12 protein-coding genes are annotated in these 15,064 nt (G+C 72.5%); all 12 read left to right on the forward strand.

Going from position 1 to position 15,064, the window contains the following annotated elements:
- The first annotated feature begins 1 nt into the window (after nt 1).
- The 12 genes from fabG (at nt 2) to CLT71_RS00970 (ending at nt 15,037) form a co-directional block, all read left to right on the forward strand.
- Nucleotides 2–748, forward strand: coding sequence for a 3-oxoacyl-[acyl-carrier-protein] reductase (gene fabG, locus CLT71_RS00915; protein WP_101365406.1), 747 nt, complete (start codon nt 2–4; stop codon nt 746–748).
- 34 nt (nt 749–782) lie between these two features.
- A complete protein-coding gene (locus CLT71_RS00920) occupies nt 783–1,544 on the forward strand; it encodes a DsbA family protein (RefSeq protein WP_101365407.1) in 762 nt (253 codons plus the stop codon).
- A gap of 110 nt (nt 1,545–1,654) precedes the next feature.
- Nucleotides 1,655–3,532 carry a fatty acyl-AMP ligase gene (locus CLT71_RS00925; RefSeq protein WP_158242139.1) on the forward strand — a complete coding sequence of 626 codons (1,878 nt, stop codon included), beginning with the start codon at nt 1,655–1,657 and terminating at the stop codon, nt 3,530–3,532.
- A 5-nt stretch (nt 3,533–3,537) separates the two neighbouring features.
- Complete coding sequence (locus CLT71_RS00930) at nt 3,538–5,358, forward strand: acyl-CoA dehydrogenase family protein (protein ID WP_101371024.1); 1,821 nt, start codon at nt 3,538–3,540, stop codon at nt 5,356–5,358.
- A complete protein-coding gene (locus tag CLT71_RS00935; RefSeq protein ID WP_101365409.1) occupies nt 5,355–7,076 on the forward strand; it encodes an acyl-CoA dehydrogenase family protein in 1,722 nt (573 codons plus the stop codon). Before CLT71_RS00930 ends, CLT71_RS00935 begins: the two co-directional genes overlap by 4 nt.
- A 33-nt stretch (nt 7,077–7,109) precedes the next feature.
- Complete coding sequence (locus tag CLT71_RS00940; RefSeq protein ID WP_101365410.1) at nt 7,110–7,379, forward strand: acyl carrier protein; 270 nt, start codon at nt 7,110–7,112, stop codon at nt 7,377–7,379.
- Nucleotides 7,376–8,914, forward strand: coding sequence for a condensation domain-containing protein (locus tag CLT71_RS00945; RefSeq protein WP_101365411.1), 1,539 nt, complete (start codon nt 7,376–7,378; stop codon nt 8,912–8,914). The genes CLT71_RS00940 and CLT71_RS00945 overlap by 4 nt, the downstream gene beginning before the upstream one ends.
- Nucleotides 8,915–9,032: 118 nt before the next feature.
- Nucleotides 9,033–9,776 (forward strand): ABC transporter ATP-binding protein, encoded by a 744-nt coding sequence (locus tag CLT71_RS00950; protein WP_101365412.1) that lies wholly within the window; start codon nt 9,033–9,035, stop codon nt 9,774–9,776.
- Entirely contained in the window at nt 9,770–12,262 is a 2,493-nt protein-coding gene (locus CLT71_RS00955; protein WP_199187461.1) for an FtsX-like permease family protein, read from the forward strand. The genes CLT71_RS00950 and CLT71_RS00955 overlap by 7 nt, the downstream gene beginning before the upstream one ends.
- A 352-nt stretch (nt 12,263–12,614) precedes the next feature.
- Entirely contained in the window at nt 12,615–13,598 is a 984-nt protein-coding gene (gene sbnA, locus CLT71_RS00960; RefSeq protein ID WP_486483638.1) for a 2,3-diaminopropionate biosynthesis protein SbnA, read from the forward strand.
- Nucleotides 13,598–14,614, forward strand: a complete 1,017-nt coding sequence (gene sbnB, locus CLT71_RS00965) for a 2,3-diaminopropionate biosynthesis protein SbnB (RefSeq protein WP_101365414.1) — start codon at nt 13,598–13,600, stop codon at nt 14,612–14,614. The genes sbnA and sbnB overlap by 1 nt, the downstream gene beginning before the upstream one ends.
- A gap of 207 nt (nt 14,615–14,821) precedes the next feature.
- Complete coding sequence (locus CLT71_RS00970) at nt 14,822–15,037, forward strand: MbtH family protein (RefSeq protein WP_101365415.1); 216 nt, start codon at nt 14,822–14,824, stop codon at nt 15,035–15,037.
- Nucleotides 15,038–15,064: the final 27 nt, after the last annotated feature.

The raw sequence follows: 15,064 nt of genomic DNA on the forward strand, positions 1-15,064 counted from the left end.
GATGACCGACAAGGAGCGACGGGTCGCGCTGGTCAGCGGCGGATCCAGGGGCATCGGCCGGGCTGTGGTGCACCGACTCGCCGCCGACGGCTTCGACGTGGCCTTCTGCTACCAGGCCAACGCTGAGGCGGCGGAACTGACCGCCAAGGCGGCCCGCGAGGCCGGCGCCCGGGTACTGACCCGGCAGGTCGACGTGGTGGACCTGGCCCAGGTACGCGACTTCGTCTCCGCGACCGAGGACGAGCTGGGCCCGATCGACGCGGTGGTGACCGTCGCCGGGGTGACCCGGGACCGGCCGTTGGTGCTGATGGGCGAGGACGAGTGGCACGGCGTTCTGCGCACCAACCTGGACGGCACCTACACGGTGTGCCGGTCCGCTGTCTTCGCCATGATGAAGCGGCGGCGCGGCTGTGTGGTGACGCTCTCCTCGGTCGCCGGGGTGGCCGGTAACGCCGGACAGACCAACTACTCGGCGTCCAAGGCCGGGATCATCGGCTTCACCAAGGCACTGGCCAAGGAGATGGGCCGGTACGGCATCCGGGCCAACGTCGTTGCCCCCGGCTTCATCGAGACCGACATGACCGCGGGACTGCCGCCGGCGGTCACCAAGGAGATGCTGGGCCGGATCCCGCTGGGCCGGTTCGGCCGGGCCGAGGAGACCGCCGACCTGGTCGGCTTCCTCGTCTCGGACCGGGCCTCCTACGTCACCGGCCAGGTCTTCCAAGTCGACGGCGGGATCGCGCTGTAGCGGCTACCGCCCCGAAGCACCCGAGGAGTTTCCCATGGCGGTGCGCCGCACCCCACGGTTCTACTTCAGCCTGCGCAGCCCGTACTCCTGGCTCGCCTACCTGGATCTGCACCAGCGGCATCCGGATCTGGTGTCCGAACTGGCCTGGGTGCCGTTCTGGGAGCCGGACGAGCGCAGTTCGCGGCTGCTCGCCGAGGCCGGCGGGGAGTTCGTCTACACCGCGATGTCCCGGGCCAAGCACCTCTACGTGCTCGCCGACGTCCGGCGGCTCACCGCCGAGCGGGGGCTGACGTTGCGCTGGCCGATCGACCGGGAACCGGTCTGGGAGATCCCGCACCTCGGCTACCTGGTGGCGGCGCGGCACGGCGCCGGGCCCGCCTATCTCAAGCTGGCCTACCGGGCCAGGTGGGAGCAGGGGCGCGACATCTGCGACCGCGGCACGATCGCCGAGATCGCCGCCGAGCTGGGGCTCGACCCGGCCGAACTCTCCGGGGCGGCGGACGATCCCGGGGTACGCCGCCAGGGCGTCGACGCACTGCTCGACATCTACCGCGACGGTGTGTTCGGGGTGCCGTTCTTCGTGCACGGCCTCGACCGCTTCTGGGGGGTGGACCGGCTGGCCGCGTTCGCCGCCTCGGTGGCTGCCAAGCGCGGCGCCGCCGAGCGCCGTGCCGGCGAGCGGGGTGCCGGCGAGCCGACGCGGGTGCCGGGGAACGGCGACGGGTCGGCGCCGGAGCCGGTGCTGGTGGGTGCGCCGGGCCGGACCGACGAGGGGCATGCCGGCGGCTGCGGCTGAACCGAATGGCATTGATATAGCCCGAATATGGGCGTCGATCGTACGGTCTGCCACGGAAAACGCCGATGGTGCGGTGGTGGTGCCGTACCGGAGAAGCCGGGGAAGCAAACGTGTCCAAGGGAAGCATCGTCGAGGCGGTCCGGCACCACGTGGCCGGGTCGCCGCAGCGGCAGGCGGTGGTGTTCTGCCGTGGTGCGGGGGAGCGGAACGTCGAGACCTCCCTGACGTACGCCGAACTCGACCGGGCGGCCCGGTCGACGGCGACCTGGCTGGGCCGGCACTGCCGACCGGGTGACCGGGCGCTGCTGCTGTATCCGACCGGGTTGGAGTTCGTGGCCGGCTTCCTCGGCTGCCTCTACGCGGGGGTGATCCCGGTGCCGGTGCCGCTGCCGGCGAACTACCGGCACCACGCCGACCGGACCAGCGCGATCGCCCGGAACGCGGACGTGGCGGTGGTGCTCACCGATCCGGCGAACCTGCGGGCGGTCGACGACTGGATGCTCCAGGAGGGACTGGACCACCTCGCCTTCGCGGCGACCGACCTGGACGCCCCGGCCGGCGTCACCGGCGCGGCCGACCCGACCGACGTCACAGGGCCGACCGACGTCACAGGGCCGACCGACGTTGCCGCGCCGACCGACGTTGCCGCGCCGGTGGCGGACGACAGCTGGCTGCCCTATCCGGCCCGTCCCGACGACATCGCGTTCCTCCAGTACACCTCGGGCTCGACGAGCGACCCGAAGGGCGTGATGGTCACCCACGGCAACGTGCTGCACAACATCGGCACGGTGCACCGCACCCTCGGCTGGACCGACCAGACCCGGTTCTGCAGCTGGCTGCCGCTCTATCACGACATGGGCCTGATCGCGATGCTGATCGCGCCGCTCTATCTCGGCAGCACCGCCGTGCTGATCCGGCCCAACGACTTCCTCAAGCGCCCGCAGCTCTGGCTGGAGGCGATCGACAGGTACGGCGCCGAGGTGGCCTGCGCGCCGAACTTCGCGTACGACCTCTGTGCCCGGGTGCTCACCGACGAGCAGGTCGCCGCGCTGGACCTGTCCCGCTGGCGGTACGCCTGCAACGGTGCCGAGCCGATCGACCCGGCGACCCTGGAACGGTTCGCCGCCCGGTTCGCCCCGGCCGGTTTCCGTTACGAGTCGTTCCTGCCGACGTACGGGCTGGCCGAGGCGACGCTCTGTGTCACCGGCGCCCGCCCGTCCGGAGCACCGGTGACGGCGTACGTCGACCCTGCCGAGCTGGCCAGGGACGTCTTCGCCCCGCTGCCCGCCGGTACGCCGGACGGGCTGGCCCTGGTCGGCAGCGGCCGGGTCAACGCGCTGGACGTACGGATCATCGACCCGGCGACCTCCACGGTGCTGCCGGACGGCCGGGTCGGCGAGGTGTGGATCCGGGGCGGCAGCGTGACCCGGGGCTACTGGGGGGACCCGGAGGCGACCCGACGGGTCTTCGGCGCGGTAACCGCGGACGGCGACGGCGGCTTCCTGCGTACCGGTGACCTGGGCACCCTCGACGACGGCGAGCTGTACGTCACCGGCCGGATCAAGGAAATGATGATCGTGCACGGCCGCAACCTCTACCCGCACGACGTGGAGCGGGAGGTCCGGGAGGTCGCCGAGGCGTTCGCCGGGCTGCCCTGCGCGGTCTTCTCGGTGCCGGCGCCCCGGGAGGAGATCGTGGTGGTCCAGGAGCTGCGCACCCGGGCCCGGGACGCCGCCGAGATCGCCGGGCTGGCCGGTGCGGTCAGATCGACGCTGAGCCGGATCCTCGGGCTCCGGGTGGCGAACGTCGTCTTCGTCCGGGTCGGCCAGGTCCGGCGTACCACCAGCGGAAAGATCCAGCGCACCATGATGCGGGAACTCTTCGTCTCGGGTGTGCTGGACGCGACGTACGAGGATCTCGATCCGGAGGTCCGGGAGCGCTACCGGGCCGGCCGGGCCGCGCAGCCGGTGCCGGTCGGGCGGGGGTGACCGGGATGCGCTATCCGGCCTTCGCCCTCGCCGAGCGGATCGACCACGGCCTCGGTGACCCGCACGACCCGGACCGGGCGGCCTCGTTCGCCCGCTGCGTCGCGCTGGACTCCCGGGAGGAGTTTCCGGCGCAGGCCTGCGCCGAGTTGGACCGGCTCGGCCTGCCCCGCTGGTACGTGCCGGCCGAGTTCGGCGGCGAGTTGCGCGACTACGAGGAACTGCTGCACGCGGTACGGATCCTGGCCCGCCGGGACCTGACCGTCGCGATCGGACACGGCAAGACCTACCTCGGTGCCGTCTCCGCCTGGGTGGGCGGCACCCCGGAACAGGCCCGCCGGGTCGGTGCCGAGGTGCTCGCCGGCAGTGTCATCTCGCTGGCGCTCACCGAGCGGGAGCACGGCAGCGACCTGCTCGCCGGCGAGGTGTCGGCGGTGCCGGCCGGCGACGGCTACCGGGTCGACGGCGAGAAGTGGCTGATCAACAACGCCAGCCGGGGGGACCTGGTCTGCGTACTCGCCCGGACCGAACCGGCCGGCGGCACCCGGGGCTTCAGCCTGCTGATGGTGGACAAGCGGCGGCTCGCCCCCGGCACCTTCCGCTGCCTGCCGAAGGAGCGCACCCACGGGGTACGCGGGGCGGACATCAGCGGCATCGCCTTCACCGGTGCCGAGGTGCCGGCCGACGCGCTGCTGGGTATCCCCGGCGCCGGCCCGGAGATCGTGCTGAAGAGCGTCCAGCTCACCCGTACCATGTGCGCCGCGATGTCGCTCGGCCTGGCCGACCAGGCGCTGCGGCTGGTCCTCGACTTCGCCACCGGGCACCGGCTCTACGACCGGCCGCTCGTCGACCTGCCGCACGCGAACCGCACCCTCACCGAGGCGTACGTCGACCTGCTGATCGGCGAGGCCACCAGCATGCTCACCGCGCGCGGCATCCACGCCACCCCCGGCGAGCTGAGCGTCACCTCCGCGGTCGCCAAATACCTGGTGCCGACGATGATGGACCGGACCATCCCCCGGCTGGGCCAGGTGCTCGGGGCCCGCGCCCTGCTCACCGCCGACCACGCCGACGGGCTGTTCCAGAAGATCGAACGCGACCACCGGATCGTCGGCATCTTCGACGGCAACACCCTGGTCAACCTGAACACCCTGGTCAACCAGTTCCCCGGCCTGGTACGCGGCTACCGGCGGGGCGTGGTCGACCCGGGGCTCGCCGACACCGTCGAACTGGCCCGGCCGCTGCCCGACTTCGACCGGAGCCGGCTGGCGCTGCTCTCCCGTACCGGGTGCAGCGTGGTGCAGCAACTGCCGGCCGCCGTCGCCGAGGTACTCGAACTGGTCGACGCCGGGATCGCCCCGCAGGCGCTGGCCGGCCAGGCCGAGGCGCTGGCCGGGCTGGTCGACCGGCTGCACGAGCGGATGGCCGCGTACCGGCCACAGCCCCGGCAGGTACCGGCCGAGGCGTTCACCATGGCCGGCGAGTACGCGCTCGCCTTCGCCGCCGCTGCCTGCCTGCACCTGTGGCTGCGTAACCGGCACTGGCTCGCCGACGGCCCGACCGCCCCGCTCTGGGCGGACGCCCGCTGGCTGCGCGCCTGCCTGCACCGGCTGATCGGGCAACTCCGCCCGGCCGCCGAAGGAGCCGGCACCGATCCCGGCGACGGTGAGGACTACGACCGGCTGCTGCCGGACCTGCTGGCCCAGCACCGGGAGGGCCGGCTCTTCTCCCTGCTTCCGGCCCGGCTCGCCGAGGCGGGTGCACAGTCGACCGAGCCCGAGGTGCGCCCCACCGAGCCGGCCGCAGAGTTCTCCGAGGTGGCCAGATGACTGTCGACACCGCCCGGGTCCCCGACCCGGCACCGGCTTCCGGGGCGGAACCGGACCTGGAGACGTACCTGGGAAATCCGCACGATCCGACGAACCCGGTCGGCTATCCGGCGGTGCTCGCCGCCGACGAGCGCGGTGAACTGCTCGCCGACGGCGAGCGGGCGCTCGACGGGTACGGGCTGAACGCCGAGTTCGTGCCCCGGGCCCTCGGTGGCCGGTTCGACCGGGCCGACCGGTTGGCCCAGGTGCTGCGGGCGGTGTTCCGCCGGGACACCACCCTCGGGGTCGGCTACGGGGTCACCACGTTCATCGCCGCCACCCCGGTCTGGACCGACGGCACCGCGCGGCAGCGGCGCTGGATGGCCGACCTGCTGCTGCGGCACGGCAAGGCGTCGGCCGGCTACAACGAGCTGGCGCACGGCACCGACTTCGGTCGGGCGCAGTTGCGGGCCCGCCCCGACGGCGACCGCTTCCTGGTGACCGGCCGCAAGGAGATGGTCGGCAACCTGAGCCGGGCGGACGCGGTGACGCTCTTCGCCCGCACCGACGACCGGCCGGGCAGCCGCAGCCACTCGCACCTGCTGCTGGACATGGCCGCGCTGCCGGCGGAGCATCTGCGACGGCTGCGCCGCTACCGCACCGCCGGAGTCCGTGGGGTCCTGCTCGGCGGGCTGGAGTTCACCGACTGCCCGGTACCGACCGACGCGGTGGTCGGCGAACCCGGCGGTGCGATGGAGACGGTGCTGCGGGCCTTCCAGGTGACCCGGAGCGTACTGCCCGGAATGGCGGTCGGGATCGTCGACACCCAACTGCGTACGGTGCTGCGCTTCGCCCTCGACCGCCGGCTGTACGGGCTGCCGGTGGCCGAGCTGCCGCACGCCCGGAGCACCCTGGTCGACGCCTTCGTGGATCTGTTGATCGCCGACTGTCTGTCCACTGTGGCCGCCCGTGCCCTGCACCTGCTGCCGGGGCAGACAAGTGTCTACAGCGCTGCCGTGAAATACCTCGTGCCGAAGGTGTTGCAGGAGGCGGCGTACCGGCTCTCGGTGGTACTCGGCGCCCGGTCGTACCTGCGCGACGGCCCGTACGCGATCTTCCAGAAGAACCTGCGGGACCTGCTCGCCGCGACGCTCACCCACGCCAGCTCGGCGGTCTGCCAGGCGACGATCATCCCGCAACTGCCCCGGCTGGCCCAGCAGGGCTGGCGATCGTCGCCGCCCCCGCCGCCGGAGCTGTTCCGGCTCGCCGCCCCGCTGCCCCCGCTGGACTTCGCCGGCCTCGGGCTCTCGGCCCGGGGAGTGGACAGCCTCGCCGCCACCCTCCGGCAGCACGGTGCCGAACCGGGTGCGGATCCGACCCTGGCCCGGCTCTGCGGGCTCTTCACCGCCGAACTCGACCGGCTCGCCGAGGTCTGCGCCGACCTGCCGCCCCGGGACCGTACCGTGATCGCCGGCCGGCGCAGCTTCGAGTTGACCGACCGGTACGCGACCGTACTGGCCGCCGCGGCCTGCCTCGGGGTGTGGCGGCACAACCAGGACGACCCGTTCCTGCGGGACGTGCCGTGGTTGCTCGCCGCGTTGACCCGGCTGGGCGGACGGCTGGGACTCGACCCGGGGGCGGCACCGGACGGGCTGGAGCGGCACCTCTTCATCGAGCTGCTGGAGCGTCACCGGGACAACCGCGGCTTCGATCTCGTCAACCGGCGTCTCGCCGGCTGATGCGTTCCCGTCCGTACGCCAAAGGAGTGCACCATGTCCGGAACCATCCAAGACACCTCCGTCGACGCCATCCGTAGCTGGCTGGTCGGCCGGATCGCCTTCTATCTGCAACGCTCGGCCGAGGAGATCGACGCCGACGCGCCACTTGTCGAGATCGGCCTCGACTCGGTGTACGCGATGACCCTGAGCGGGGACGTCGAGGAGCGGTTCGACATCGAGGTGGAGCCCACGATGGCCTGGGACCACCCGAGCGTCAACGCCCTCGCCAGCCACCTGCACGGCGTGCTGGGCTCCCGGGGATGACAGTCCAGGGCATCCGCCCGGGCGGTTCGGCCCAGCCGCCGGGCGGGCCGGGCCAGTCACCTGCCGGTTCTGGCCAGTCGCCTGCCGGGGCGGCCGATCCGCTGCCCGGCTCCGGCCACCCGCTCTCGGTCGGGCAGGAGGCGCTCTGGTTCCTCTACCAGCTCGCGCCGGAGAGCCCGGCGTACAACATCACGCTCGCGGTCCGGGTCCGGTCCGCGCTGGACGTCGCGGCGCTGCGTCGGGCGGTCGGCGCGCTGGTGGCCCGGCATCCGGTGCTCGGCGCGGCCTTCGCCGAGCTGGACGGGGTACCCCGGCAGTTCGTGCCGCCGGCCGACGCCGAGCCGGTCGACGGCGCCCGGTGGCTGGAGGTCCGGGAGGTTCCCGGCCGCACCGACGAGGCGCTGCTCGGGCTGGCCCGGTCGGTGGGCGAGGTGCCGTTCCGGCTCGGTGCCGGCGAGGTCTTCCGGGTGGTGCTGCTGCGCCGCTCCGCCGAGGACGCCGCGCTGGTCCTGGTCACCCACCACATCATCAGCGACGCCACCTCGCAGTGGCTGCTGCTGCGCGACCTGCTGGCCGGATACCGGGGGATCGCGGACGGCGGCGCCCCGGACTGGGCGCCGCTGACCGCGAGCTTCCTCGACCACGTCGAGGCGGAGCGGGTACTGCTCGACTCGCCCCGGCGGGAGCGGCTGGAACGGTACTGGCGCAACCGCTGCACCGGAGTGTCCGCCGGGGCGATCCCGGTCGACCGGCCCCGCCCGGAGCGGCAGACCTTCGACGGGGCGACCCACCACCTGCGGTTGCCCGACGAGCTGGCGGCCCGGGTCCGGGCGGCGGCCTCGGCGGCCGGAGTCACCCCGTTCGCCTTCCTGCTCGGGGTCTTCCAGGCCACCCTGTACCGCTACGGCGGCCAGGACGACTTCGCGGTTGGCTGCCCGGTGGCGACCCGGCACGGCCGGGGACTGCGGGAGGTGGTCGGCTACCTGGTCAACACGCTGGTGCTGCGGTCGTCCTTCGCGACCGGGGCCACCTTCGCCGACGCGGTGGCGGCGGCGCACCGGGAACTCCTCTCCGGACTGGCCCACGTCGGCTACCCGTTCCCGCTGCTGGACCGGATGCTCGGTGGGGCACGGGGTGGCACCCGGTCACCGCTGTTCCGAATCGCCTTCACGATGGTCGCGGCGGACCGGCTCGACCCGCCGCTGCCGCTGGTGCCGGAGGGCGCCGTGGTCGGACCGGAGATCTCCTACCGGGGACTGCGACTGGCCGCGTTCGACGTACCGCAGTTGGAGGGGCAGTTCGACCTCAACGTGGAGCTGCGCCAGGCGGAGGACTCGTTCACCGGTGCCTTCAGGTACAACACGGATCTGTTCGACGGTGCGACCATTGAGCGGCTCACCGGGCACTACCGCCGGCTGCTGGAGGCGGCCACCGCCGACCCGACGCGCCGGATCGACCGGGTTTCCCTTGTCGACAGCGCACAACTGGAACAACTGCTCGCGTTGGGCACCGGCGGAGTCTCCCCCGGGCAGTGACCCTGGGAACTCCCGAAACCCGGGAGGAAACCGCCCGAAACCCGGGACACCTCAGGGTCGCCGGTCCGGGGGTTCTCAGGGTGGTATCTCATGTGTCGATCTAACGATCAGTGATTGGATGCTCGCTATGGAGCAGGCTGTGCGGCTGGAGTCGCTGAGCAAGACGTACGGTTCGGGTCAGAACGCGGTGACCGCCCTCAGAGACGTGTCGCTCGATCTGCGGGCCGGCAGCTTCACGGCGATCATGGGGCCGTCCGGCTCGGGCAAGTCGACGCTGTTGCAGTGCGCGGCCGGGCTGGACCGGCCGACCAGCGGCCGGGTGGTGATCGGCGGTACCGACCTGACCGGGCTGAGCGAGACCGCGCTGACCCTGCTGCGGCGAGACAAGATCGGCTTCGTCTTCCAGGCGTTCAACCTGCTGCCGTCGCTGACCGCCGAGCAGAACGTGGCGCTGCCGCTGCGGCTGGCCGGCCGCAAGCCGAGCCGCTCGGAGGTGGCGGAGGTACTCGCCGAGGTGGGGCTCGGCAACCGGGGCGGGCACCGGCCGGCGGAGCTCTCCGGTGGCCAGCAGCAGCGGGTCGCGATCGCCCGTGCCCTGGTCACGAAGCCGGCGGTGCTCTTCGCCGACGAGCCGACCGGTGCGCTTGACACCAGCACCAGCCGGGAGGTGCTGGCGCTGCTGCGCGGCCTGGTCGACCGGCACCAGCAGACCATCGTGATGGTCACGCACGACCCGGTGACCGCCGCCAACGCCGACCGGGTGGTCTTCCTCGCCGACGGGGTGCTCGCCGGTGAGCTGGTCAACCCGACGGCGGAGACGATCGCGGCCCGGATGACCCGGATGGAGGTCGGCGCGTGCTGAGCATCGCCCTGCAGACGCTGCGGGTGCGCTGGGCCGCGTTCGTCGGGACGTTCGTCGCGCTGACCCTGGGCGCCGGCATGATCGCCGCGATGGGGCTGGAGATCGGCGCCACCCTGGGGCTGCCCGAGCGGGCGCCGCAGCGGTTCGCCGCCGCCCCGGTGGTGGTGGCCGCGCTCGACCCGGAGTGGGATCCGGCCCGGCACGACCCGGGCAGCCGCTCGCTGATCCAGGCCCGGGGCATCTCCGACGCGCTGGCCGCCGAGGTCGGCGCGCTCGGTCGCACCGTACCGGTCCGCAACTTCTACGCCCAGCTCGCCGGCGGCCCCGACGACCAGGTCGGGCACGGTTGGTCCAGCGCCGAGTTCGCGCCGTACGCGCTGGCCGCCGGCCGGCCGCCGCAGGCCGACACCGAGGTCGTGGTGCCGAGCGGCGGTGCCGGGCCGGGCGAGCGGGTCACCGTCTTCACCACCGGCGGGCCGCGCGACTACACGGTCGCCGGGGTGACGGCGCCGGCCGACTTCGAGTCCGCGGTCTTCTTCACCGACGCCGAGGCGGCCGGGCTCTCACCCCGGGTCGAGGCGCTGGTCTCCTACGGGGCGCCGGAGGCGGTACGCCAGGCCGTCGGCCGGGACGCCGAGGTGCTCACCGGTCAGCGGCGCAACGTACTGGACCCGAGCTACAACGCCGACCGGGAGGCGATCGACAACACCCAGACGCTGTTGCCGATCACCGCGGTGGTCGCCGGGTTCGTCTCGATCTTCCTGGTCGCCTCGACCTTCGCCTTCGCGGTCGCCCAACGGCGCCGGGAGATCGCCCTGCTCCGCACGGTAGGCGCCACGCCCCGGCAGGTACGCCGGATGGTGCTGGCCGAGGCGTTCGTGGTCGGGCTCGCCTCCGCGATCGCCGGCTGTGCCCTCGGGCTCGGCATCGCACCACTGCTGGCCGGCTGGATGGTCGACCTGGGGCTCGCCCCGCCCTGGTTCACCGTCGGGTTCTCCACCGGGCCGGCGGTCTGGGTGCCGCTGCTGATCGCGTTCTGCATGGGGCTGGGGGTGGCGCTGGCCGGGGTCTGGGCGGCGTCTCGCCGGGCCGGCGACGTACGCCCGATCGAGGCGCTGCGGGACGCCGCCGTCGACTCCCGCACCATGACCTCCGGCCGGTGGCTCTACGGGCTGCTGGCGCTCGCCTTCGGCCTGGTCACCATCGGCTGGGTGGCGGTGGTGAACCCGGGCATGGTGATGGTGCCGACCCGGTACATCGGGGTGCTGATGTTGCCGATCCTCGCCTTCGCCCTGCTCGCCCCGGTGGTGGTCAAGCCGATCGCCCGGCTGATCACCTGGCCGCTCGGCCGGCTCGGCGGTGCCGCCGGGATGCTGGTCCGGGAGAGCGCGTTGACTGCGGTGCGGCGTACCGCGGCCACCGCCGCGCCGGTGCTGCTCACCGTCGGGCTCTCCATCTCGCTGCTCGGCGCCGCCGCCACCATCGACCGGGCCAAGGACAGTGGCCGGCGCAACCAGGTCGTCGCCGACTTCGTGGTCACCCCGGACGGCACGCCCGGGGTGAACGAGGCGGTCACCGAGCGGCTCCGGGCGATTCCCGGCGTCGATGTCGTCGCCGCGCTGCCGACCACTGTCTACACCCGGGACGACGCCCGGCTCGCCGACTACGAGGCGCTGGCCGTCGACCCGGCGGGACTGTCGAGCACCCTGACCCTGCCGGTGGACGAGGGCAACCCGGCCGAACTGCACGACGACACCATCGTCGTCAACGACGACTGGGGAGTCGGGGTCGGCGAGACCGTCGAGGTCTTCATGGCCGACGGCAGCACCGTGCCGCTGCGGGTGGTGGCGGTCCTCGACACCACCTCGGGCAGCAACGACGTCGCCTACCTGAGCACGAAGTACGCCGGCACCGCCGAGTACGCCTCCACCGGCCTGGCCCGCCGGGTCTACGTCTCGGTGCGCGACGGCACCGACCCGGCGGCGGTCCGCACGGCCCTGGACAGCGCCACCGCCGGGCTGGGCGCCCGGGCCCTGCCGGCGCAGGAGTGGCTCGGCGAGGAGAGCAGCGAGAACAGCCAGGCCAGCACCCTGGGCATGCTGCTGGTACTCGGCATCGCGATCGTCTTCTGCTTCATCGCCATCGTCAACACGCTGGTGATGGCGACCTCGGACCGGCTCCGGGACCTGGCGATCCTGCGGCTGGCCGGCGCCACCCCGCGACAGGTGCTCCGGGTCTTCGCCGCCGAGTCGTTGCTGGTGGCCGGGGTCGGGGTGCTGCTCGCGGTAGGGGCGTCGGCGGTGAACCTGGCCGGGCTGCGGCTCGCCCTGGGGCAACTCGTCGGGGCGACTCCGGTAAGCGTGCCGTGGGGCACCGTCGCGGTGATCACCGTGGTCAGCGCCGCGCTTGCCGTACTCGGTGCGGTGGTGCCGGTCCGGCTCGCCAACCGGACCCGCGCGGTCGAGCTGGCCGGCGTACGCGAATAAACCGTCCACATCGGACTGTTGTCCGGGCTCCGTCACCTGTTTTGTCAGGTGGCGGAGCCCGGTTCGTTTTCGAAGATAGTTTCGATATGGGGCTGGTATAGCCGCGGGTCGCAGGATGACCAGGAGCCGAGAAAGCAGGCCGGGAGCCGAGAAAGCAGGCCGGCGCCAACCGTGGGAACGGCACCTGGGCGGTGACGTTTCCGTCGGAACGTCACTGACCCGCGAAGGGAAAGCCGTGCCAATGGACCTTTTACGACCAGGAGAGCGCGGCGCCTGCACGCCGGCCCTCACCGGCGGCCACGACCAACCTCAAGGGGAGGTTGAAAAAGGTTCACCGCACGCGCTGAAGGGCATCCTCGCGGCCGTCGGGAACACGCCCCTGGTGGAACTCGAACGCCTGGTACCCGATTCTCGAATCAGGGTGTTCGCCAAGCTGGAGCGCTTCAATCCCGGCGGCAGCGTCAAGGACCGGACCGCGCTGAGCATGCTGCTGGAGAAAATCCGCAGCGGCGAACTCCAGCCGGGCCGGTCGGTGGTGGTCGAGTCCAGTTCGGGAAACCTGGCGGTCGGGCTCGCCCAGATCTGCCGGTATTTCGGGCTCCGGTTCGTCTGCGTCGTGGACGCCAAGACGACAGAGCAGAACATCGCGATACTGCGGGCGTACCAGGCGTCGGTCGAGGTGGTGAACCGGCCCGACCCGGACAGCGGCGAGTACCTGCCGGTGCGGGTACGCCGGGTCCGTGAACTGGTGTCGAACACCCCGCACGCGTTCTGGCCCAACCAGTACGCGAACCCGCTCAACCCGGTCGCGCACCGGCAGACCATGGGCGAGATCGTCGACGCACTCGACGGTTCCGTCGACTACCTGTTCTGCGCGGTCAGCTCCTGCGGCACCCTGCGCGGCTGTGCGGACTACGTCCGGCAGCACGGGCTGAACACGAAGATCGTCGCGGTCGACGCCGTCGGCAGCATGATCTTCGACGGGCAGCAGCCGATCGAGCGGCTGCTGCCCGGGCACGGCGCGTCGCTGCGGCCGGGACTCTTCGACCCGGACGCCGCCGACGAGGTCATGCACGTGACCGACCTGGAGTGCGTCGCCGCCTGCCGTCGGCTCACCGCCCGGGAGGCGATCCTGGCCGGCGGCTCCTCCGGGGCCACCGTGGCGGCCCTGGAGCGGCGCGTCCCGAACATCCCCGAGGACGCGAAGTGCGTGCTCATCTTCCCCGACGGTGGCGACCGCTACCTCGACACGATCTATTCCGACGACTGGGTACGGAGCCGCTTCGGCGAGGTTTCGCACCTCTGGAAGGAAGCCTCCGGTGGTGATCAGGCCTGATGCTGATCCTTCGACATGACGACGTGCGACAGATCCTCGCCGAGCGCGAACTCGCGCTGATCGAGCTGGTCGGTGAGGCGTACCGGCTGCACGACGAGGGTGCCACGGCGGTACCGCACTCGATCTTCCTCCGCTTTCCCGACCAGCCCCGCAACCGGATCATCGGGCTGCCCGCGTACGTCGGTGGGAAGTCGCCGGCCGCCGGGATGAAGTGGATCGCCTCCTGGCCGGGGAACATCGCCAGCGGGCTGGCCCGGGCAAGCGCGTCGATCGTGATCAACGACCTGGAGACCGGAGTGCCGACGGCACTGCTGGAGGGCTCGGTGATCTCGGCCAAGCGGACCGCGGCCAGTGCCGCGCTGGCGGCCCGGGTGCTGGTCCGCGAGCCCGGTCCGAGCGGGGTGGCGCTGATCGGCTGCGGCGTGATCAACCTTGAGGTGCTGCGCTTCCTGCTCGCCGCGCTGCCGACGCTCACCGAGGTGACCCTCTTCGACAGCGACTGCACCCGGGCGGCGGCGTTCGCCCGGCACTGTGCCGACCTCTCGCCGACCCTGCACGTGACGCTGGCCGCCGACGCCGGCCGGGCCGTCGCGGCGCACGACCTGGTCTCGATCGCCACCACGGCGGCCGAGCCGCACCTCGACCTCGGCCCGGCCCGCCCCGGCACCCTCGTGCTGCACGTCTCGCTGCGCGACCTGACCCCGGCGACGATCCTGGCCAGCCAGAACGTGGTCGACGACGCCGACCACGTCTGCCGGGAACGGACCTCGCTGCACCTGACCGAGCAGCAGGTGGGGCACCGCGACTTCATCGACGCGCCGATCGGCCAGATCCTGCGCGGCACCGGCGGCTTCCGCCGCGATCCCGACCGGACGGTGGTCTTCTCGCCGTTCGGACTCGGCGCCCTGGACATCGCCCTCGCGGAGTTCGTCCGGGCCGCCGCCGTCGAGCGGGGCCTCGGCACCCGCGTCGACGACTTCCTGCCCGCCACCGGCGGCACCGCGAGTCCCAGATGACCCGCCCACCGTGGGTGGCGGCGGGCTGCGCCGCGAGTCCGCTCGCACCGGGCCGGACCTGTCGGCACCGCGAATCCAGGCGATCCGCCGGGCTTCGGGCGGCACCGGCGGCACGCCGAATCCAGAAGACCCGCCCGCTCCGGGCGGCACCCCGAATCCCGGGTGCGCCGGCTCCGGCCGGAGTCCCGACAACCACAAGGAGTTCCGATGGCTGACGAGCAGACCGACGACCGGGTGTACCGGGTGGTCCGCAACGACGAGGAGCAGTACTCCATCTGGCCCGCCGACCGGGATCTGCCGGCGGGCTGGCACGCCGAGGGCACCGAGGGTCCTCGTGCCGACTGCCTCGCCCGGATCGGCGAGGTCTGGACCGACATGCGCCCGCTGAGCCTGCGCCAGCGGATGGCGGCGGCGCAGAGCTGACCGCTCCCCGCAACAAGGTGAGGAGAA

It is taken from the genome of Plantactinospora sp. CNZ320 (assembly GCF_002846275.1).